Origin of the sequence: Pseudomonas sp. GM48 (assembly GCF_000282335.1) — a bacterium.
GTDB lineage: Bacteria > Pseudomonadota > Gammaproteobacteria > Pseudomonadales > Pseudomonadaceae > Aquipseudomonas.
The window spans coordinates 50,724-70,200 of sequence record NZ_AKJM01000099.1 but is presented as its reverse complement, the minus strand read 5'-3'; the positions used below and the strand labels follow the sequence as shown (position 1 = coordinate 70,200).

Here is a 19,477-nt window from a genome sequence, read left to right as displayed (position 1 = left end):
CCCCCGCCGATATGGCCGACGAAGTCGCGGGACGGGTCGACGCGGTCGTTCAGGCATTGCGCCAGGCACAGCAATACTTCGTCGCCACGGCCATAGCCGTAGATGTCATTGAAAGGTTTGAAGCTATCGATGTCCACGTAGCAGATCACCGATTCCCGTTGCTGTTGCAGCAACCGCGTCAGGCATTGCTGGATCGGCACGTTGCCTGGAAGCAAGGTCAGCGGGTTGGCGTAGCGGGCCTGCTGGATCTTCAGTTCCGTGATCAGCTTGAGCACGTCAATCACCCGGCCCAGCCCCAGATAACCGCCATCGAGGGTGATGATGAAATCCTCTTCGATGCGCTGGCGGGCACGGCTGGTGATCAGGCGGCTGACCTGTTGCAGGGATTGGCTCAGTTCAACGGCGAGGAAGTCGTCGTTCATCAACCGGCTGATGGGCTTGCGGGCGAACAGGTCGGTAGCAAAGGGCTTGAGCAAGGCATCGGAAAGGGAATGCCGATGGACAATACCGCACGGCTGGCCCAGCTCATCGAGCACCGCCAGTGAGTTCAGGTTGGCCTGGCGGCGGAAGGCTTCGAGCACCGTGGCGGTCGGGGTGTCACGGTCCACGGCGGGTTGCTCGTTGAGCAGGGCGCTGAGGTCGCTGCCGTCCTCGCTCAATACAACGGCGGTGCTGTCCTGTCGGGGCATCAATGCCCGGGCATCCCGCGGAGGGTGTTCCTGGGGACGGCAGAGCAGATAGCCCTGGACCAAATCCACGCCCATCTCGGTCAGCACCGTGAGCTCTTCCGGTAACTCGATACCTTCGGCAATGACTTGCGCCCGCGAGGCCTTGGCGATTTGCAGGATCGAGCCGACGAACTCGCGCTTGAGCGCATCCTGATGAATGCCATCAATGAAATGCCGATCGATTTTCACGTAATCCGGCCGCAGCTCGGACCACAAACGCAAACTTGAATAACCCGCCCCCAGATCATCCAGCGCAATCGAAAACCCCATCGCCCGATAGTGATGCAGGGCGGTTTGCAGCAACTGGAAATCATCCGTCGGCGTCTGTTCCGTGAGCTCGATGACCACCTGACTCGGCGGAATGCCGAAGTCTTGCAGTAACTGCAGGGTGCGCCCCGGTTGATGGGCCGCTTCGAGCAGGGTTTCCGGGGACACGTTAAGGAACAACATGCCGGGCAGTTGTTGCTCATTGAAGCGTCGGCAAGCGCTTTCGCGACAGGCAATTTCCAGCTCGCTCAGGCGTCCGGCCTGGCGGGCGACGGCGAACAGGGCAACAGGGGAGTGCAGGGGGCTGTTGGAGGGGCCGCGACTGAGGGCTTCGTAGCCGAGAATGCGCCGTTCAGAGAGGCTGATGATCGGTTGGAACAGGCTGTGCAAACCGCTTTGAGTCAGGATTGAACTCAATGCACTCAGCTGTTCGGTTGTGGTCATGGCGATCTCTGGCGATAAAAAAAGGACCGGGCGTGCCCTTGGTAAAAAGGGCACGCCCGGTCTTTATTTCACGACAGAATGATGACTGTTTAATGACGATCCGAGGGCGTCAACATTAAATTGCCATCAGCTGCTTGTAGAAACTCAGTGCTTGGCCACTGCCGTGTTGAGTTTCAGGTAATCCAGCAGAATCCGCCCGGTTTCGCTCAGGTAGGCATCGTCTTCCGGTTTGGTCTTGTCAACCTCGGCCGCAATAGCGTCCTCGTCTTCTTTCTTCAGCTCTTTGAGCGGTTCTTCGCCCTTGGCCTTGCGACGGATGTTTTCCATGGCCAGTTGCTTGGCTTCGATGTCGGCGTGCTGGGCACGACGCTCGGCTTCATTGAGGCTGACGGTTTTTTCGGCCATTAGTTTCTGCGCCAGGGCCAGCTTGTCGCGGATGAACACGAACTCTGCATCTTTGGCCGTACGCACGTCATGCTCGGACTTGAGCTGCGAAATGTACGGCTTGAACGGATCCACTGCAGGCTTGATGGCGGCCTTGATAGTGTCCCACGGCATGGCTTCCGGCAGGGCGCTTTCACCGATTTCCTTGGTGTCGATGATCGACGGGTAATCGATGTCCGGCAAGACGCCCTGATGCTGGGTGCTCTGCCCGGAAACCCGGTAGAACTTGGCCAGGGTCAGTTTCAGTTCGCCGTGGTTGAGCGGCTGAATGGTCTGCACGGTGCCTTTACCGAAGGTCTGGCCGCCGATGATCAGTGCGCGGTGGTAGTCCTGCATGGCGCCGGCAAAAATCTCCGAAGCCGAGGCGGACAAGCGGTTGACCAACAATGCCATTGGGCCTTTGTAGAACGCGCCCGGGTTTTCATCTTCGAGGACATCGACGCGGCCATCGGCGTTACGCACGAGCACGGTCGGGCCTTTGTCGATGAACAGGCTGGTCAGCTCGGTGGCCTCCTGCAAGGAACCGCCGCCGTTGTTGCGCAGGTCGATGACCACGCCGTCGACTTTCTCTTTCTGCAATTCGGTCAGCAGTTTCTTGACGTCGCGGGTGGTGCTCTTGTAATCCGGGTCGCCGGCACGGAAGGCCTTGAAGTCCAGATAGAACGCCGGGATTTCGATGATACCGAGCTTGTAGTCCTTGCCGTCCTGCTTCAGGTTCAGTACCGATTTCTTCACGGCCTGATCTTCGAGCTTCACCGCTTCACGGGTGATCGGCACGATCTTGGTAGTCTGGTCGTTCGGTGCATTGCTGGCCGGAATGACTTCCAGGCGCACCACGGTGCCCTTCGGACCACGAATCAGCTTGACCACTTCGTCCAGGCGCCAACCCACCACGTCGACCATTTCCTTGTTGCCCTGGGCCACGCCGATGATCTTGTCGGCCGGTGCAACCTGCTTGGTCTTGTCCGCCGGACCTGCCGGCACCAGGCGCACGACTTTCACCTGGTCGTTATCGCTCTGCAACACGGCGCCGATGCCCTCGAGGGACAGGCTCATGTTGATGTCGAAGTTCTCCGCGTTATCCGGCGACAGATAGTTGGTGTGCGGGTCGTAGGACATGGCGAAGGTATTGATGTACGCCTGGAAGATGTCTTCCGCACGGGTCTGGTCCAGGCGTGCCAACTGGTTCTTGTAGCGCTTGGTCAGGGTTTCCTGGATCTGCTTGGGCTCTTTGCCGGCGATCTTCATCCGCAGCGCTTCGTCCTTGACGCGTTTGCGCCACAGGTCGTCGAGTTCTGCGGTGGATTTGAGCCAAGGGGCGTCCTTGCGGTCGATCAGCAAGGTTTCCTTGGTGGTGAAGTCCATCTTGTCGACGCCTTTGTCCAGCTCGGCAAGGGCGAAGTCCAGACGCGCCTTTACGCGGTCCAGGTAGCGCTTGTAGATGGTGAACCCGGCGTTCAGGTCGCCGCTCTTGAGGAAGTCGTCGAACTGCGTCTTCCACTTGTCGAATTCGGCAATGTCGCTGGCCATGAAATAGCTGCGCGACGGATCCAGCAACTTGAGGTAGCTGTCGTAGATGATCACCGAGCGCGCGTCATCGAGCGGCGGCTTGCTGTAGTGGTGGCGCTTGAGCAACTCCACGACGTTCAGACTGGCGATCACTTCGTCACGATCGGGTTGAAGCTTGTCCCAGCTATTGGCTGCGAATGTATTGCTCGACATCGGCAGCAAGCCGATACCGATGAATAAGGCGAGGGCAGTGCTGGGGAACAGATGCTTCATGCTGATTCGACGCGGGGACAATTGATAACGCATATTAGGCCGTCTTTGAAGTCGCCGGTTCTTTGAGAGCCGGTCGCATAATGCAAAAAGCCCGGCGCTACAGCTTCGGGCTCAGTCCAGACTCACTATGGAGGCACTGTGAAAGCATTGCAAGGCGTTGACGGTCAAGTGGTATGGGTTGATGAGGCGAGTCCTGCTTGCGATGTAGGACAAGTTCGTATTCGAGTGGCGGCAGCGGGCCTCAATCGCGCCGATTTATTACAGAAAGCCGGCCTTTACCCGCCGCCGCCAGGAGCCAGCCAAGTGCTCGGTCTAGAGTGCTCGGGCGTGATCAGCGAGGTCGGCGCCGGGTCCTCCTGGCAGGTTGGCGACCGGGTTTGCGCCTTGCTGGCCGGGGGCGGGATGGCCGAGGAGGTGGTTGTCGACGGGCGGCACGTGCTGCCGGTTCCCGACGGAGTGTCATTGGTCGAAGCGGCTGCCTTGCCGGAAGTTTATGCAACAGTCTGGCTGAATTTGTTTCAACTGGCTGCGCTCAAGCCGGGTCAGAAAGTGCTTCTGCATGCCGGAGCAAGTGGAATCGGTTCAGCGGCCATTCAGCTGTGCAAGGCATTCGGCAACCCCTGCTGGGTCAGTGTCGGCTCCGCCGAGCGGCTGGCGTACTGCAAAGCGCTGGGCGCCCAGGGCGGCGTGGTGCGTAACGAATATCTGGAGAGCCTGCGGGATCTGGGGCCGTTTGATGTGATTCTCGACCCGGTGGGCGGCAATTACGCGGCATTGAACCTCAAATTGTTGGCGCAGGATGGCCGTTGGGTGTTGATCGGTCTGATGGGTGGCCGTGAGGCCAAGCTGGATCTGGCCCAGGTGCTGGCCAAGCGTGTGCAGTTGCTGGGTTCGACCCTGCGCAGCCGTGACGATCAGTTCAAGGCCGATCTGTTCAGCGATCTACGCCTGCATGTGTGGCCGCTGTTTGCTGAGGGGCGTTTGAGCCCGCAACTGGCCAGGACCTTTGCGATCACGGATGCCGAAGCGGCGTTTGCCGAGCTGGCGAGCAATACCGTGGCGGGGAAAGTGGTGTTGGTGATTGACGAGAGCCTGAGCTGACAACACTCAACCTGTGGGAGCGGGCTTGCTCGCGAAAGCGGTGTATCAGTCAACACAAATGTTGAATGTAAATCCGCTTTCGCGAGCAAGCCCGCTCCCACATGGGGAATGTGTTATTTCCAGAGATGGATCGGCCATCCGGCTTTTTCGGCGTGTTCCAGTAATACCGGATCCGGGTTGACCACGTGTGGGAAATCCACCTTCAGCAACAACGGCAGGTCGTTGCGTGAGTCGGAATAGAAACTCGCGCCTTCAAGGTTTTCTTCTTCCGCATCCAGCCACTCCAGCAAGCGGATGATCTTGCCTTCGCGGTAGGTCAGGGTGCCGACGGTGTGGCCGGTGTAAGAGCCGTGGGCCACTTCCAGTTCGATGCCCAGAATCTCGTCGATGCCCAGGCGCTCGGCGATGGGGCCGACCAGGTGCGTACCCGAAGCCGAGATCACCAGAATCCGGTCGCCGGCCTTGCGATGCGCCGCGATGGTTTTGGTGGCGTCACTGAAGATGATCGGCTCGATGTAGTCCTCCACCCACGGACCAACCAAGTGCGCGACTTCTTCAGGCGTACGACCAATCAACGGTTCCAGGCTGAAGGCCATGTAGTCTTCCATGGCCAGATGGCCCCTGCCGTAGGCATCCATCAATTCCTTGTCGCGACGCAGGAACGATTCGCCGTCGACCCAGCCGAGGCGGACCATTTGCTCGCTCCACAGTGAGGCGCAGTCGCCGTGGATCAGGGTTTCGTCCAGATCAAAAATTGCCAGGGCCATCAGTGCAGTTCTCTCTTCAGCATAAGCAAAGGCATCAGGCTACCTCACACAGGGCCGTCGGATCGATGGAAAGCGCCAGGCGCTGACCATCGGGATGCAGATCGGCCGCCGAACGGTTCAGCACATCCACCACCAACTCCACGCCCCGGGCTTCGACCCGGTAGCGAATCACGTTGCCCAGCAGGCTGTGGCTGCGTATCTGCGCGTCCAGTTCACCGTTGAGGCTCAGTTCAATGGCTTCCGGGCGAATGGCGATGCGCTTGTTGATTGGCCGCTGCAGCAGCTTCGAGGCGCTGTCGGCGTCCAGCAGGTTGTAGTTGCCGATGAAGCCGGCGGCAAACACGTCGACTGGCGCAGTGTAGAGGGTTTCGGCGTCGCCGCTTTGTACGATCTTTCCCTGATTCATCAGGAAAATCCGGTCAGACATGGTCAGGGCTTCTTCCTGATCGTGTGTGACGAAGATGGTGGTCAGACCCAGTTCGCGCTGGATCTGACGGATCTGTTCGCGCAGGTGCTTGCGAATCCGCGCGTCCAGAGCAGACAGCGGTTCGTCCAGCAACAACAGGCGTGGGCGGGTTACCAGTGAGCGGGCGAGGGCAACACGCTGGCATTGGCCACCGGACAGTTGATGCGGATAACGCGCGGCGAAGTCGGTCAGCTCCACCAGCTTCAACACTTCGGCAACACGCTTCTGGCTGTCGTCGGCATTGACCTTTTGCATGCGCAAGCCGAAGGCGACGTTTTGTTCCACGCTCATGTTGGGGAACAGGGCATAGCTCTGGAACACCATGCCGATTCCGCGTTTTTGCGGGCTCAGGGGCACGATGTCCTGACCATCGAGCAGGATCTTGCCGCCATCGACCGAGGTCAGGCCGGCGATGCAGCGCAGCAGGGTGGATTTGCCACAGCCGGAAGGGCCGAGAAGGGTGACGAACTCACCTTTCTGGATCTCGCAGTTGATGTCACTGAACACCGTGGTGCCTGCGTAGTCTTTTTTCAGATGTTGGACGCTGACGAAGCTCATTGGCTTTTGTCCTTGTTCAAGATATTGGCAGCCCAGGTCAGGACCAGCACAAAGAAGAAGTAGGAAATCACCAGCGCACTGGTGAAATGACCGCTGCTGTTGCGCATGTTGTTGAGGTAGACCTGCAAGGTTTCGTAGCGGGTGCCGACAAGGATGTTGGCGAACACGAACTCACCGAACAGGAACGAGAACGACAGCAGCAGTGCCACCATCAGGCCCTTGCGCAGGTTCGGCAACACCACCAGGAACGCTGCTTGAAAGGTGCTGGCACCGAGCAACTGGGCGGCGTCCATCAGGTCGCGCAGGTTGATCGCTTGCAGGTTGTTGGTGATCGCCCGGTACATGAACGGCAGCGCCACGGTGAAGTAGCAACCGATCAGGATCCACGGTGTCCCGACCATGGCGAACGGCCCGGAACCATAGAGCTGCAACAGCCCCACGGACGACACCACCGGCGGCACGGCGAAGGGCAGCAGGATCAGGATGTTCATCAATGCGTCGAGTTTCGGGAAGTGGTAATGCACCACGAACAGCAACGGCAGAATCAGCACCACCGAAAGAATCAACGAACCAACGCACACCAGCAGCGATTGCCCGAACGCATTCAGAAAGCGTGGATCGCTCCACAGCTGGATATACCACTTGAGGGTGAAACCGCTGGGCAGAATGGTCGCCGACCAACTGCTGGCGATCGAGTAGATCAACGTGCCGAACAATGGCAACAACAGAATGGCAAACAGCAAATACACCACGACACGGTGGTAGACACCGACGGGCCCCAGTTCAACGCGAGACATGGTAACTCCTCTTCAACAGCAACTGATGCACGATGGTCACCAGGGTCATCAATGCCACCAGCACCACGGCCAGGGCGCTGGCGAGGTTCGGATCGAGGGAAATGTCCCCGGCCACCAGCCCGGCAATGCGGATCGGCAGCACGTTGAAGTTGCCGGTGGTCAGCGCATATACCGTGGCGTAGGCACCGAGGGCGTTGGCCAGCAGGATCACGAACGTGCCCAGCAATGCCGGGGTCAGCACCGGCAGACCGATGTGCCGCCAGAACTGCCAGCCATTGGCGCCGAGCAGCTCGGCAGACTCGCGCCAGTCTTCACGCAGGGCGTCGAAGGCCGGGTACAGCAGCAGTACGCCGAGGGGAATCTGGAAGTAGGTGTAGAGAATGATCAGCCCGGTTTTCGAGTACAGGTTGAAATCCTGAATGATTCCGGCCTGCTTGAGCATGATGGTGAAACTGCCGTTGAAGCCGAGCAGGATGATGAACGCAAAGGCCAGGGGCACGCCGGCGAAGTTGCTGGTCATGTTGGCGAAGGCGTTGACGAAGTTGCGCAGTTTCGAGTCGACCTTGCGCAGGGAGTAGGCGCCAAGTATGGCGATGATGATCCCGAACACGCTGGACCAGAAGCTGATCTCAAGGCTGTACTGGATCGCCTGCAGGTAAAACTTCGAGCTGAAGATTTTGCTGAAGTTGGCCAGGCCCCAGCCGAATTCTTCCGATTGCAGGCTGTTGACCATCACCCAGGTCAGCGGGGCAATTTCGAACACGATAAAGAACAGTGCGAAGGGCACCAGGCACAGGGCAGCGAGCCATTTACTGCGGGTCATGGCATTCACTTGAGCAACTCCCGGCAGAACGGTTTGTCGTGGGGCACGCCCAGCAACTCGCAGACGGTGCCGCAGATCTCGGTCTGTTTCGGCGCGGCAGTGGCGTTGAAGCTGAATGCGTCACCGAGCACGAACAATGGCACCTCACGCTCTTCCGGCAGCAGGCCGTTGTGGGAACGGTCGTTGTTCATGCCGTGGTCGGCGGTGACCAGCACCTGATAGCCGGCATCGAGCCAGCCTTGCAGGTAGTCGGCCAGGATGATGTCGGCCGAGCGCGCGCTGTTGCGGTACTGCGGGGTGTCGAGGCCGTGCTTGTGCCCGGCGTCGTCGATGTTCATCGGGTGGATCAACAGGAAGTTCGGCACATGGCGCAGGCGCAGGTTTTCGGCGTCGGCGAACAGGTGCGAGTCCGGGTAGTGATCGTTCCAGTAGAAATGACCGTGCTGGATCGGCAGTTCCGGGCTGTCGGTGTGGCGATCCCGGGCCGCCACGAAGGGCGAACGGTTATACAGCTCGCTGACCCAGTGATAGGCCGCCGCTGCGGTCGTCAGGCCGGCAGCGGTGGCGTAGTGATAAATGCTGCGCTGGTTGGACAGGCGTGAAACGTTGTTGTGGACGATACCGCTGTCGATGGGCGGAACGCCGGTCAGGATGCATTCGTAAAGCGGTCGGGACAGGGCCGGCAACTCGCACTCAAGTTTATAGAGGGCGGCGCGTCCGGCGCCGACGTACGCCTGCAGGTGCCCCATGGCGTGGCGGGCGACCTCGTAGTTGAGGCCGTCGAGCACGACAAGGATGACGTTGTGCTTCATAGGGGCAAAAACTCCGTGTAACAGATATTCGAAGCTCACTCGATCCACTGTGGGAGCGGGCTTGCTCGCGAAGGCGTCGAGTCAGTCAATACACCGTTGAATGACACGCCGCCTTCGCGAGCAAGCCCGCTCCCACATTTGGATCGCCATCAGATCCCGAAATGGGGATCTACCCGGTTACTGCATATTGATAATGACTTCTTCCTGCCACTTCTGAGGAAGGCCCTTGGAGGTCTTTTCCCATGCATCCGCATCTTTGATCGGCGTGACCTTTTTGTACTGCTCGTTAGGCAGCAGCTTGGACTTCACGTCGGCCGGCAGTGTGAAGTGCTCGGCACGAATCGGACGGGCGTTGCCCTTGGCCAGGTTGATCTGGCCGGCGTCGCTGAAGATGTATTCGCGGGCCAGCTTGGCGGCGTTCGGGTTTTTCGCGTACTTGTTGATGATGGTGGTGTAACCGGAAATCACCGAGCCGTCGGATGGAATCAACACCACGTAGTCATCAGGATTGGCCATCTTGGCCTTGTAGCTCAGGCCGTTGAAGTCCCAGACCACGCCGACTTCGATTTCACCTTTTTCCATGGTGGCAATCGTCGGGTTGGACATCGACAGGCGACCTTGCTTGGCGATGTCAGCGAACAGATCCAGGGCGGGCTTGAGGTTTTTCTCGTCGCCACCGTTGGCCAGTGCCGCGGCCAGTACGCCGTTGGCGGCCTGGGCTGCGGTGCTCACGTCACCGATGGAGACTTTGTATTTGCCGGTCTTGAGGTCAGCCCACTTGGTTGGCGCCTCGGAGCCGTGCAGCAACTTCTTGTTGACGATGAAAGCGATGGTGCCGGTGTAGGCCAGTGCCCAGTTGCCGTCCTTGTCCTTGGCCCAGGCTGGCACCTGATCCCAGGTGGAAGGCTTGTAAGGCTGGACCACGCCCTGCTTGACCGCGATCGGGCCGAACGCTGCACCGACGTCGCCGATGTCGGCGCTGGCGTTGTCTTTTTCCGCGGCGAACTTGGCGATCTCCTGGGCCGAGCTCATGTCGGTATCGATGTGTTTCAGGCCGTACGTCTTGGCCAGGTCTTCCCAGGTGCCTTTCCAGTTGGCCCAGTCATCGGGCATGCCGACGCTGTTGACGGCGCCTTCCGCTTTTGCAGCGGCTTCCAGGGTTTTCAGATCATCGGCCGCCATGGCGGCAGTGCACATTGCGATGGTCGAGCCTAACAGTGATGCCAGGAAAAGCTTTTTCATTCCGAAGCTCCTTGGGTCGTGTTCAACGCTGCGATTGCGGTTTGTGTTGGTCTAGGTCAGCAATACCTGAGCCAATTTAAGGGGGCTGGATGACACTTTGATGTCGCTCGTCGCCCGGGATGACTTTTTGTTGAGCGCTATCGCGGGTGGCCTGCTAAGCGTAGACCATGGTCACGGCCCCGGCAGGCAAGGGACTTGGCCGATGAATTGCAGGTCGTTGAAAGACGAGGAAGCCAGAGAACGGCGACCGTTGGGCAGCTTTGTCACATCTCGGTCATCTATGCTGCCTACGCTTGCAGGCTATTGAATGAGCCGGTTTACGCTGCGGTTCTGCCCCGAATTGGTGCTGGTCTAGTCCAGATAGGTAACGTTGATGCGTGACGAGGCAACAAAAGCGGTGACAGCCATTGGCCAAGTGCTTCAGGAACAGATCGACCACGGTCTGTTGGCGCCTGGCAGTAAATTGCCGGCCGAACGCAAACTCAGTGAATTGTTCGGCACCACGCGGATCACCTTGCGTGAAGCATTGTTGCAGTTGGAGTCACAGGGGCAGATCTATCGCGAAGAGCGTCGCGGCTGGTTCGTCTCGCCGCCACGCCTGGCGTACAACCTCATGCAGCGCAGCCACTTTCACGCGATGGTCAGCGCCCAGGGGCGGGTTCCGTCCACCGAGGTGATTTCGGCGCGATTGCAACCGGCATCGGCGGCGGTTTGTGCCTGGTTGCAATTGCCGGCGCTGTCGAGCGTGATTCAGATCTGCCGCTCACGCCGCATCGACGGGCGACTGGTGCTGTATGTGGAGCACTACCTGAATCCGCAATACTTTCCGGGGATCCTCGATTTCGATTTGAATCAGTCGATCACCGAGTTGTATGCGCGCCATTACGACTTGCACTACGGGCGGGTGCGCTTCGAGATTGTGCCCACGGCGTTGTCGGTGGATGCGGCGGCGGCGTTAAAGGTGTCGGTAGGTAGCCCGGGCTTACAGATTGCCCGGGTCAACTATGACCAGCATGAACGGTTGATCGACTGCGACCTGGAGTTCTGGCGGCATGATGCGATTCATGTCGGTGTGGATGTTGTCTAGCGTCCGACCTTCCTGTAGGAGCGAGCTTGCTCGCGATGGTCGTTAACGATTACGCGTGTTTACTGGCTAAACGCGGTGTTCTTGAGTTCATCGCGAGCAAGCTCGCTCCTACACGGGCTATTCATTCTGCTGGCCACCACCTGCGGTAATCACTTGAATACTCATCCTCGGTGTCGCCAAATCCAGTCCAGCTTCATCCATATGTCGTTTCAGCGAAAGATTGAACGCCCGTGAAACCTCCCACTGCTTGATTGGCGCAGTCTTGAAGCGGGCGCGAAGGATCGCGTTGCCCGACTCAAAACTTTCCACTCCCTGAAACTCCAGCGGCGACCAAATATTGCGTCGCTGCAGCGGATCGGTGCGCATTTTCTGGGCGACTTCGCGCATCAGTTTGATTGCGTTGTCGATGTCCATGCTGGCGGGCACGGCTACGCGGAAGATTGCGTAGCCGAACTCCCGGGAGTAGTTCTTGATGCTTTTGATTTCGCTGAACGGAATGGTGTGGACGATGCCATCGATATCTCGCAAGCGCACGGTGCGGATGGTCAGGCCTTCGACTGTGCCGAGGTGGCCGCCGACATCCACGTAGTCGTCGATTGCCAGTGAGTCTTCAATGATGATGAACAGCCCGGTAATCAGGTCGGCCACCAACGACTGTGCACCAAAACCGATGGCCAGGCCGATCACACCGGCACCGGCCAGCAGCGGTGTGACGTTCATGCCCATGTTCGCCAGTGCGACAATCGACGCAACGATGAAAATCGCCACGAACAACACGTTGCGGATCAGCGGCATCATCGTCTGCGCGCGGGCATTGGCCAGGCCTTTGCGCGAGCGGGTGAGGGCGTGGTGCACGGCGGTGTCGCTGAGAATCCAGATCAGCCAGGCGAACAGCAGCGTACCGGCGAGGCTGAACAGTTTGACGCTGACTTCATGGCCATCGCCTTCGGTAAAACGGATCAACGACATGCCCCAGACCCGCAGGCCGAGCTCGATAAAGGCCAGCCACACCAACAGGTGGAGGATGGTGTAGAAGAAGTTTTTCAGCCGTTCCGAATACACGGCGTAACGCCGGATGCCGCGCTGGGGCTTGAGGGCGTGGCGGCGTACCAGGCCATTGATGACCATGCACAACACCAGCAACACGGTGCAGATCAGCGACTGGCGCAGGGCGGTGCTGGTATCACCGGCGGAAATGAACGTCGCGAACAGGGAAATGGCCACCAGCACCAGCGCCGGTACGTACCAGAAGGTGCCGAGAATCGACAGGGTGTCGTTGAGGGCGCGGCGGGTCAGGCGTCGGGACAGCGGCTGGTTGCGGATCAGGTGGGCGATCGGGCGGCGGAAACGCAAGATGAACCGGGCGGTGGACAAGGCTGCCAGGACGTTGGCAACCGTGGCAGCCGTATGGGCCAGATGGCTGCCGAGGCTGTCGACCAGTTTTGGATCGCTCAGCGCTTCGCCAAACGCGGCGAAGCTGCCGATCAGCCACAGCGGCCGAAACGCCTGGTGCCGCAGGATGTACAAGGCGCGGTGGCGGTGTGGACCGTCGAGCAGGGAAAAGGCAATCACGCAGATGGCCGAGAAGCAGGTGCCGACCACCAGTGCATAGGCCAGCACCATGGCCAGGCTTTTACCCAGGGACGAGGGCAGGGCGTAGCTCATGTAAATCGTGATCACCAGGGCGATCAACCATGGCCCGAGCTTGCGCAAGGCGAAGCGCAACATGTCCAGGGCCCTGGGGTGCTGCGGCAATTCTTCGGTCAGGCCGAAACGCATCCGCACGCGGTGGCTGATCCAGATCAGTGCCGCGGCCAGCAGGCTCCAGACCATCAGGATCATGGCGAAGGCAAAGAGCATGGGCAGCCATTCATTGGCCGGCAGCGCCAGCGCCATCAACTCTTCCCGGGCCTGATCGAACTCGCTGGACCAGCGCGTGAGCGGACTGTCGTCGCCGGAAAATTTCTTCTCGATAGTGGCCAGGGTTCCGCCAATCAAGCCCAGCACGCCTTCTTCGGTAACCGGCTGTGCCTGTTTGGTGGTGTCACGGAGCCTTTTCAGATCGGCCAGCAGTTTGCTGCGTTGCTGATCGTTCTCCAGTGACTTGATCACTTCGTCCAGGGATTGCCCCAGCGGTTCCTGTGCTTCGGGCTGCGCCTTGGTCTGGCCGCTGAGCAGGCTTGGCAGGCCGGCCGCCTGGGCAGGCGCCACTGGCAGCAGCGTCATCAGGCAGATAAGGAAAAAGCACGGCAGGGCAAAAAGACGAACGAACACTAGGCGGTCAACCTCGCAAGGAGCGGATCGACCGAGTGTACGAGCCCGTCAAAATCAATGCGAGCCAAGGGTGATGAATTATTCGTTGAGTTTGGCGAGGATCTTGATCACCACGGTCGCGAGGATGCTCAGCATGCCGATCCACATGGTGAACACACCGGCATTTTTGTCGCGAAAGTTGAAGCCGACGGCCAGCAGGATCATCCCGGCAAGAATCGGGATTAGCATGGCGTGAAAGGTAGACATCGAAATCATGGAGACAGCCTTGTCGAAGAAATACTTGAAGTCTAGGCGGCTTTTGCCGCGGCCGGCGTGATGGGTGTCAGAAATGAGCCATGTGCAGCGCAATTTTTTGTGGCGAGGGAGCTTGCTCCCGTCCGACTGCGCAGCAGTCGTAATTGAGACTTGCGCGGTCTATCTGACAGACCGCGAAATCTGAATTTGGGGCTGCTTCGCAACCCGGCGGGAGCAAGCTCCCTCGCCACAAAGGTGTCTCACCCTTAGTGTTGCACCAGGTTACGGCAACTCGCGGCAGGCGTAGAACGCGCTCAGAACCTTGACCAGATGCGCCAGGTCGTGGCTGCCGCACAATTCGCGGATCGAGTGCATGGCGAACGTCGGCAGGCCGATGTCCACGGTGCGTACACCCAGATGGCTGGCAGTGATCGGGCCGATGGTCGAGCCGCAGCCCATGTCACTGCGCACCACGAAACTCTGCACCGGCACTTCTTCAGCCATGCACAGATGGCGGAAGAACCCGGCGGTTTCGCTATTGGTGGCGTAGCGCTGGTTGCTGTTGACCTTGATCACCGGGCCGGCGTTGAGTTTCGGGCCGTGGTTGGCATCGTGTTTGTCGGCGTAATTTGGATGCACGCCGTGGGCGTTGTCAGCCGAAACCAGCAGGGATTTCTGAATGGTGCGTACGAATTCATCACCTTCAGGCAGCAGGCGACGCAAGGTTTGCTCAAGCATCGGGCCGTCGGCACCGCAGGCCGAACAGGAACCGACTTCTTCGTGGTCGTTGCAGACCAGCACGCAAGTTTCGTCGGTGTCGGCGGTCAGCAGCGCTTGCAGGCCGGCGTAGCACGACAGCAAGTTGTCCAGGCGTGCGCCGGCGATGAAGTCGCCATGCAGGCCAATGACCGCAGCGCTTTGGGTGTCGTAGAAACTCAGCTCGTAATCAAGCACCACATCAGCGTTCAGGCCGTGTTCGCGGGCGAGTTGATCGGTGAGCACCGCGCGGAAGTCCACGCGCTCGTCACCGGCAAATTGCGCGAGGATCGGCGGCAGTTCGGTCTGGGCGTTGATTGCCCAACCCATATTGGCCTCACGGTTGAGGTGGATTGCCAGGTTCGGAATGATCGCGACCGGAGCCTCGAAGTCGATCAACTGGCTCTCGACCTTGCCATCACGACGGAAGGTCACGCGGCCGGCCAGGGACAGGTCACGGTCGAACCATGGCGCCAGCAGTGCGCCGCCATAGACTTCAACACCCAGTTGCCAGAAGCCCTGGCGTTGCAGTTCCGGTTGTGGCTTGACGCGCAGGCACGGACTGTCGGTGTGGGCGCCAACCAGGCGAATACCGCCATGCAACGGCGAATGGCGGCCCATTTTGATCGCGACAATCGAAGAGTCGTTGCGGGTGACGTAGTAGCGACCGTTGGCTTCGGTATTCCACGGCTCGCGCTCGTCGAGGCGTTGATAACCCGCCGCTTCCAGGCGCTGAACAAGGCTGGCGGTGGCATGGAACGGGGTAGGGGAGGCCTTGAGGAAATCGATCAGGCCTTGGTTCAACTCTTCGCGCATAAAGTAGCTCCAGACAGCAGTGGCGCCAGTTTAACGTATTGGTTGCGGAAATGGCGGTGGGCTGATGTTGGGGCGGGCTCCGATATTGAGCCTGCCAGAGAACCCTGTGGGAGCGGGCTTGCTCGCGAAGGCGTAGTGTCAGTCAACATCAATAGTGACTGTTACACCGCTTTCGCGAGCAAGCCCGCTCCCACATGTTTAAAACGGTGCCGGGCACTCGAATCGCAGGCGCTCACCACTTTGCGGGTGGGTGAAGGTGAGCATGCTGGCGTGCAGGCACAGGCGCGGCCAGGCTGCCAGCGCTTGTTCATGGGCGTAGAGCCCGTCGCCCAGAAGCGGATGACCAATCGAGAGCATGTGCACGCGCAACTGGTGGGAGCGGCCGGTGATCGGTGTCAGTTCGACGCGGCACCAGTCGCCGCAACGTTCGAGCACGCGCCAGAAGGTCAGCGCATGTTTGCCGAATTCATGGTCGACCACATGGCGTGGCTTGGTCGGCGGGTCGTAACGCAATGGCAGGTCGATGCTGCCGCTGTCCAGTTCCGGCTGACCCCAGCACAGGGCGGTGTAGGCCTTTTCGGTTTCGCGGTCGTGAAATTGCCGAGACAGCTCGCGATGGGTGTCCGGGTCGCGGGCCAGCAGGATGATGCCGGAAGTTTCCCAGTCCAGCCGATGGACGATTCGCGCTTCCGGGTAGCCGTTTTCTTGCAGGCGGGTGATCAGGCAGTCCTTGTTGTCATCGGCCCGGCCAGGGACAGAGAGCAACAGGGTCGGCTTGTTCACCACCAATACGGCGGCGTCCTGATGGATGATGTGAACGTTGGACAACGGCATTAAAACAGCCTCGTAACAAATGCCAACGGCGGCTGCAGGAGTGAGCTTGCTCGCGAAGGGGTGTCAGCGAAATCAATGTGGCTGACACACCTTCGCGAGCAAGCTCGCTCCTGCAACCGCCGTGGCTCCTGGCGGATCGACTCAGCGATCTGGCAGGGTGATATTGAGTTCCAGAATCGAGCAGCTGCCCTGGCTTTCCAGTGCGACATGCACGTCATCGGACCCGATATTGACGTACTTGCGGATCACCTCGACCAGTTCCTTCTGCAAGGCCGGCAGGTAGTCCGGGGTACTGCGTTGGCCGCGTTCGTGCGCCACGATGATCTGTAGACGCTCTTTCGCTACCGACGCGGTGCTTTGCTTTTTGTTGGCACGAAAGAAGTCAAAAAGGTTCATTGCTTAGTTGCCTCCAAACAGGCGCTCGAAGAATCCCTTCTTCTGTACATCGAGGAATCGATGATCCACGGTCTTGCCCAGCAGGCGGTCAACGGTATCGCTGTAGGCCTGGCCGGCATCGCTCTGGTCGTCGAGAATCACCGGAACACCCTGGTTGGATGCCTTGAGCACCGCCTGGGATTCAGGGATCACGCCGAGCAGGGTCACCGAAAGGATTTCCTTGACGTCTTCTACGCCGAGCATTTCGCCTTTGCTCACACGTTCCGGGTGATAACGGGTAATCAGCAGGTGTTCCTTGATCGGGTCTTCGCCGCGTTCGGCACGACGGGACTTGCTGGCCAACAGGCCGAGCATGCGGTCGGAGTCACGCACCGAGGAGACTTCCGGGTTGGTCACGACAATCGCTTCGTCAGCGAAGTACATGGCCAGGTGGGCGCCTTTCTCGATACCCGCCGGGGAGTCGCAGACCACGAACTCAAAGTCTTCCTTGAGTTGCATCAGGACTTTTTCCACGCCTTCGACGGTCAGCGCGTCTTTGTCGCGGGTCTGGCTGGCGGCCAGCACGTAGAGGTTTTCCAGGCGCTTGTCTTTGATCAGGGCCTGTTGCAGGTTGGCTTCGCCGTTGACCACGTTGACGAAGTCATACACCACGCGGCGCTCGCAACCCATGATCAGGTCAAGGTTACGCAAGCCCACGTCGAAGTCGACGATAACTGTTTTGTGACCGCGCAGAGCGAGGCCGGTACCGATAGCGGCGCTGGTGGTGGTCTTACCCACACCACCCTTGCCGGATGTAACCACGAGAATCTTGGCCAAGGTGTTTCACCCCTAAGGAAGAAGGACTTTTCAGTCCCTGAAAAACATCTCCTGAAAAACTACTGCAGTCGGACAGCCTTGGCTGGAATCCGGTTTTGAGCGGCGTTTACCCCCGGTAAACACTGCTTTTAGCCTTTTTCCTACTTCGTTTGAGCCGTTTTCGCTACGTTTTAGAGATGCTTGGAAAATGCGGCAGTATCCGTTAAAGCCGAATGATGTTCAACACGTCGCCGGACAGGCTGACCTGCACACCCGAACCCCATAACGGGTCGCGGCGCAGATCTTCGGAAACCTTGTAATGCCCGGCGATGGAAATCAGTTCAGCACTCATTTGCTGACAGAAAATCCGCGCCTTGGTGTCGCCCTTGACGCCGGCCAACACGCGACCACGCATCGGGCCGTATACATGGATGTTGCCATCGGCGAGAAGTTCCGCCCCCGGGCTGACCGAGGAAATCACCACCAGATCGCTGCCCTGGGCATAAATCTGCTGGCCACCACGTACTGGCGATGTGATGATTTTTGTCGGTTTGATGGTCGGCTCGGGCGGTTTTTCCGGTTTTTTCTTCGGTTCGCCTTCGGTCAGGTCCAGTGGACGCTCCCGGGCACCGGACGGTGGCAGCACCGGCAAGTCGACTGCAATGGCAGCGGCGATGTCTTCGATGCGGCTGGCGCGGATCGCCAGGGTGCGCAGGCCATGCTGGCGGCACACGCGCATCAGGCCGGGCAAATCGACGGCGCCTTCGCTGGCCGGGAGTTTGTCCAGGGCCAGTACCAGCGGCGCGTTGCTGAAGAAGTTGGGTGCCTGGGCGACCTTGGCGGCCAGTTGCCGATCAAGGCTTTCGAGGTCGTTACGGGCCAGTTCCAGCACCGTAATGGCCAGCATGCTGCCCTTCAACTGGAACACGGGATCTTGGTCTAGCGGTTCGGTTTGGCTCATGGTCGGCATACAACGACTTGTCACTAAAAGTGCCGAGACTTATAACGAGAACGCCCGCAGGCCGCAAGCCGGGTCGAACGATGTAGAATGCGCGGCCATTGTCATTCCGGAAGCATTAATGGACCGCCCGCGTTTTCGAAAAGCATTTCTATCTCCACGTTTCTGGCCGCTGTGGTGTGGCCTGGGGCTGTTGTGGCTGATCGTCCAGTTGCCGTATCCGGCACTGCTGTGGGTCGGTCGTGCACTGGGTGCATTGATGTATCGTGTGGCCGGCGACAGGCGGCGCATTGCCAAACGCAACCTGGAACTGTGTTTTCCTGAAAAAACCGCAGCCGAGCGCAAACGCCTGCTCAAGGAAAACTTTGCCTCCACCGGCATCGCTTTTTTTGAGATGGCGATGAGCTGGTGGTGGTCGCGCAAGCGCCTGGCGAAGCTGGCTCATGTCGAAGGGCTGGAGCATTTGCAAAAGGCCCAGCGTGAAGGCAAGGGCGTGATCCTGATGGCGCTGCACTTCACGACGCTGGAAATAGGCGCCGCGTTGCTCGGTCAGCAGCACACCATTGACGGCATGTACCGCGAGCACAAAAATCCGCTGTTCGACTATATCCAGCGCCAGGGCCGCGAACGCCACAACCTCGACTCGCTGGCGGTGGAACGCGAAGACGTGCGCGGCATGCTCAAATTGCTGCGCTCGGGCCGCGCAATCTGGTACGCACCGGATCAGGACTACGGCGCCAAGCAAAGCATTTTCGTGCCGCTGTTCGGCATTCAGGCTGCGACCGTCACCGCCACGAGCAAGTTTGCGCGGCTGGGCAAGGCGCTGGTGGTGCCGTTCACCCAGGAGCGCCTGGCGGACGGCAGCGGTTATCGCCTGGTGATCCATGCGCCGCTCGAAGGCTTCCCCGGCGAAACCGAAGAGGACGACTGCATCCGCATCAACCAATGGATCGAAGCCGTTCTGCGCGAACATCCCGAGCAATACCTGTGGGCCCACCGCCGCTTCAAGAGCCGTCCGCCGGGCGAGCCCAAGCTGTACGCCAAACGCGGTTGAATCCCGCTCCCTGTAGGAGCGAGCTTGCTCGCGATGGTGGTC

At 59.5% G+C, this 19,477-nt stretch carries 18 protein-coding genes; 3 read left to right on the top strand and 15 right to left on the bottom strand.

The window, feature by feature from the left end:
- Positions 1 to 1,439, bottom strand: a 1,439-nt coding sequence (locus tag PMI28_RS11590; protein ID WP_007988172.1) for a GGDEF domain-containing protein, incomplete at its 3' end; no start/stop codon positions are given.
- A 144-nt stretch (positions 1,440 to 1,583) separates the two neighbouring features.
- Entirely contained in the window at positions 1,584 to 3,665 is a 2,082-nt protein-coding gene (locus tag PMI28_RS11595) for a carboxy terminal-processing peptidase (protein WP_007988170.1), read from the bottom strand.
- A gap of 138 nt (positions 3,666 to 3,803) precedes the next feature.
- Between PMI28_RS11595 and PMI28_RS11600 the strand changes: the two genes are divergently transcribed.
- On the top strand, positions 3,804 to 4,766 hold the full coding sequence (locus PMI28_RS11600; RefSeq protein ID WP_033063420.1) for a zinc-binding dehydrogenase: 963 nt from the start codon (positions 3,804 to 3,806) through the stop codon (positions 4,764 to 4,766).
- A gap of 113 nt (positions 4,767 to 4,879) precedes the next feature.
- Here PMI28_RS11600 and PMI28_RS11605 read toward each other — a convergent pair whose 3' ends face one another.
- The 6 genes from PMI28_RS11605 to PMI28_RS11630 form a co-directional block, all read right to left on the bottom strand.
- The gene (locus PMI28_RS11605; protein WP_007988168.1) at positions 4,880 to 5,533 is read right to left on the bottom strand and encodes an HAD family hydrolase; all 654 of its coding nucleotides are present in this window, start codon (positions 5,531 to 5,533) and stop codon (positions 4,880 to 4,882) included.
- Between the two features lie 34 nt (positions 5,534 to 5,567).
- On the bottom strand, positions 5,568 to 6,557 hold the full coding sequence (locus PMI28_RS11610; protein WP_007988167.1) for an ABC transporter ATP-binding protein: 990 nt from the start codon (positions 6,555 to 6,557) through the stop codon (positions 5,568 to 5,570).
- Positions 6,554 to 7,354 carry an ABC transporter permease gene (locus PMI28_RS11615; RefSeq protein WP_007988166.1) on the bottom strand — a complete coding sequence of 267 codons (801 nt, stop codon included), beginning with the start codon at positions 7,352 to 7,354 and terminating at the stop codon, positions 6,554 to 6,556. Before PMI28_RS11615 ends, PMI28_RS11610 begins: the two co-directional genes overlap by 4 nt.
- A complete protein-coding gene (locus PMI28_RS11620) occupies positions 7,341 to 8,177 on the bottom strand; it encodes an ABC transporter permease (RefSeq protein WP_162130416.1) in 837 nt (278 codons plus the stop codon). Before PMI28_RS11620 ends, PMI28_RS11615 begins: the two co-directional genes overlap by 14 nt.
- 5 nt (positions 8,178 to 8,182) lie before the next feature.
- Entirely contained in the window at positions 8,183 to 8,989 is an 807-nt protein-coding gene (locus PMI28_RS11625) for an alkaline phosphatase family protein (RefSeq protein WP_007988164.1), read from the bottom strand.
- A gap of 177 nt (positions 8,990 to 9,166) precedes the next feature.
- Positions 9,167 to 10,231 carry an ABC transporter substrate-binding protein gene (locus PMI28_RS11630; RefSeq protein WP_007988163.1) on the bottom strand — a complete coding sequence of 355 codons (1,065 nt, stop codon included), beginning with the start codon at positions 10,229 to 10,231 and terminating at the stop codon, positions 9,167 to 9,169.
- A gap of 373 nt (positions 10,232 to 10,604) precedes the next feature.
- Between PMI28_RS11630 and PMI28_RS11635 the strand changes: the two genes are divergently transcribed.
- Positions 10,605 to 11,318, top strand: a complete 714-nt coding sequence (locus PMI28_RS11635; RefSeq protein WP_007988162.1) for a UTRA domain-containing protein — start codon at positions 10,605 to 10,607, stop codon at positions 11,316 to 11,318.
- Positions 11,319 to 11,435: 117 nt separating this feature from the next.
- Here PMI28_RS11635 and PMI28_RS11640 read toward each other — a convergent pair whose 3' ends face one another.
- The 7 genes from PMI28_RS11640 to minC all read right to left on the bottom strand — a co-directional run bounded on the left by PMI28_RS11640 (position 11,436) and on the right by minC (position 18,384).
- Positions 11,436 to 13,592 carry a mechanosensitive ion channel family protein gene (locus PMI28_RS11640; RefSeq protein ID WP_007988161.1) on the bottom strand — a complete coding sequence of 719 codons (2,157 nt, stop codon included), beginning with the start codon at positions 13,590 to 13,592 and terminating at the stop codon, positions 11,436 to 11,438.
- A 78-nt stretch (positions 13,593 to 13,670) separates the two neighbouring features.
- Positions 13,671 to 13,847: a hypothetical protein gene (locus PMI28_RS30790; RefSeq protein ID WP_007988160.1), complete on the bottom strand. Its 177-nt coding sequence runs from the start codon at positions 13,845 to 13,847 to the stop codon at positions 13,671 to 13,673.
- A 261-nt stretch (positions 13,848 to 14,108) separates the two neighbouring features.
- Positions 14,109 to 15,398, bottom strand: a complete 1,290-nt coding sequence (locus PMI28_RS11645) for a M18 family aminopeptidase (protein ID WP_007988159.1) — start codon at positions 15,396 to 15,398, stop codon at positions 14,109 to 14,111.
- 198 nt (positions 15,399 to 15,596) lie between these two features.
- Positions 15,597 to 16,232 carry an RluA family pseudouridine synthase gene (locus PMI28_RS11650; protein WP_007988158.1) on the bottom strand — a complete coding sequence of 212 codons (636 nt, stop codon included), beginning with the start codon at positions 16,230 to 16,232 and terminating at the stop codon, positions 15,597 to 15,599.
- 141 nt (positions 16,233 to 16,373) lie between these two features.
- Positions 16,374 to 16,628, bottom strand: a complete 255-nt coding sequence (gene minE, locus PMI28_RS11655; RefSeq protein WP_007974947.1) for a cell division topological specificity factor MinE — start codon at positions 16,626 to 16,628, stop codon at positions 16,374 to 16,376.
- Between the two features lie 3 nt (positions 16,629 to 16,631).
- Positions 16,632 to 17,444, bottom strand: a complete 813-nt coding sequence (minD, locus tag PMI28_RS11660; protein WP_007974946.1) for a septum site-determining protein MinD — start codon at positions 17,442 to 17,444, stop codon at positions 16,632 to 16,634.
- A gap of 202 nt (positions 17,445 to 17,646) precedes the next feature.
- Positions 17,647 to 18,384, bottom strand: coding sequence for a septum site-determining protein MinC (gene minC, locus PMI28_RS11665; RefSeq protein ID WP_033063426.1), 738 nt, complete (start codon positions 18,382 to 18,384; stop codon positions 17,647 to 17,649).
- Between the two features lie 118 nt (positions 18,385 to 18,502).
- On the opposite strand from minC, the gene PMI28_RS11670 reads away from it, so the two are divergent.
- Positions 18,503 to 19,435 (top strand): lipid A biosynthesis lauroyl acyltransferase, encoded by a 933-nt coding sequence (locus tag PMI28_RS11670; protein WP_007988156.1) that lies wholly within the window; start codon positions 18,503 to 18,505, stop codon positions 19,433 to 19,435.
- Positions 19,436 to 19,477 lie beyond the last annotated feature (42 nt).

Coding starts and splice junctions, on each gene's coding strand:
- PMI28_RS11595 (WP_007988170.1), bottom strand. CDS start 3,665: ATGAAGCATCTGTTCCCCAGCACTGCCCTCGCCTTATTCATCGGTATC.
- PMI28_RS11605 (WP_007988168.1), bottom strand. CDS start 5,533: ATGGCCCTGGCAATTTTTGATCTGGACGAAACCCTGATCCACGGCGAC.
- PMI28_RS11610 (WP_007988167.1), bottom strand. CDS start 6,557: ATGAGCTTCGTCAGCGTCCAACATCTGAAAAAAGACTACGCAGGCACC.
- PMI28_RS11615 (WP_007988166.1), bottom strand. CDS start 7,354: ATGTCTCGCGTTGAACTGGGGCCCGTCGGTGTCTACCACCGTGTCGTG.
- PMI28_RS11620 (WP_162130416.1), bottom strand. CDS start 8,177: ATGACCCGCAGTAAATGGCTCGCTGCCCTGTGCCTGGTGCCCTTCGCA.
- PMI28_RS11625 (WP_007988164.1), bottom strand. CDS start 8,989: ATGAAGCACAACGTCATCCTTGTCGTGCTCGACGGCCTCAACTACGAG.
- PMI28_RS11630 (WP_007988163.1), bottom strand. CDS start 10,231: ATGAAAAAGCTTTTCCTGGCATCACTGTTAGGCTCGACCATCGCAATG.
- PMI28_RS11635 (WP_007988162.1), top strand. CDS start 10,605: ATGCGTGACGAGGCAACAAAAGCGGTGACAGCCATTGGCCAAGTGCTT.
- PMI28_RS30790 (WP_007988160.1), bottom strand. CDS start 13,847: ATGATTTCGATGTCTACCTTTCACGCCATGCTAATCCCGATTCTTGCC.
- PMI28_RS11645 (WP_007988159.1), bottom strand. CDS start 15,398: ATGCGCGAAGAGTTGAACCAAGGCCTGATCGATTTCCTCAAGGCCTCC.
- PMI28_RS11650 (WP_007988158.1), bottom strand. CDS start 16,232: ATGCCGTTGTCCAACGTTCACATCATCCATCAGGACGCCGCCGTATTG.
- minE (WP_007974947.1), bottom strand. CDS start 16,628: ATGAACCTTTTTGACTTCTTTCGTGCCAACAAAAAGCAAAGCACCGCG.
- minC (WP_033063426.1), bottom strand. CDS start 18,384: ATGAGCCAAACCGAACCGCTAGACCAAGATCCCGTGTTCCAGTTGAAG.
- PMI28_RS11670 (WP_007988156.1), top strand. CDS start 18,503: ATGGACCGCCCGCGTTTTCGAAAAGCATTTCTATCTCCACGTTTCTGG.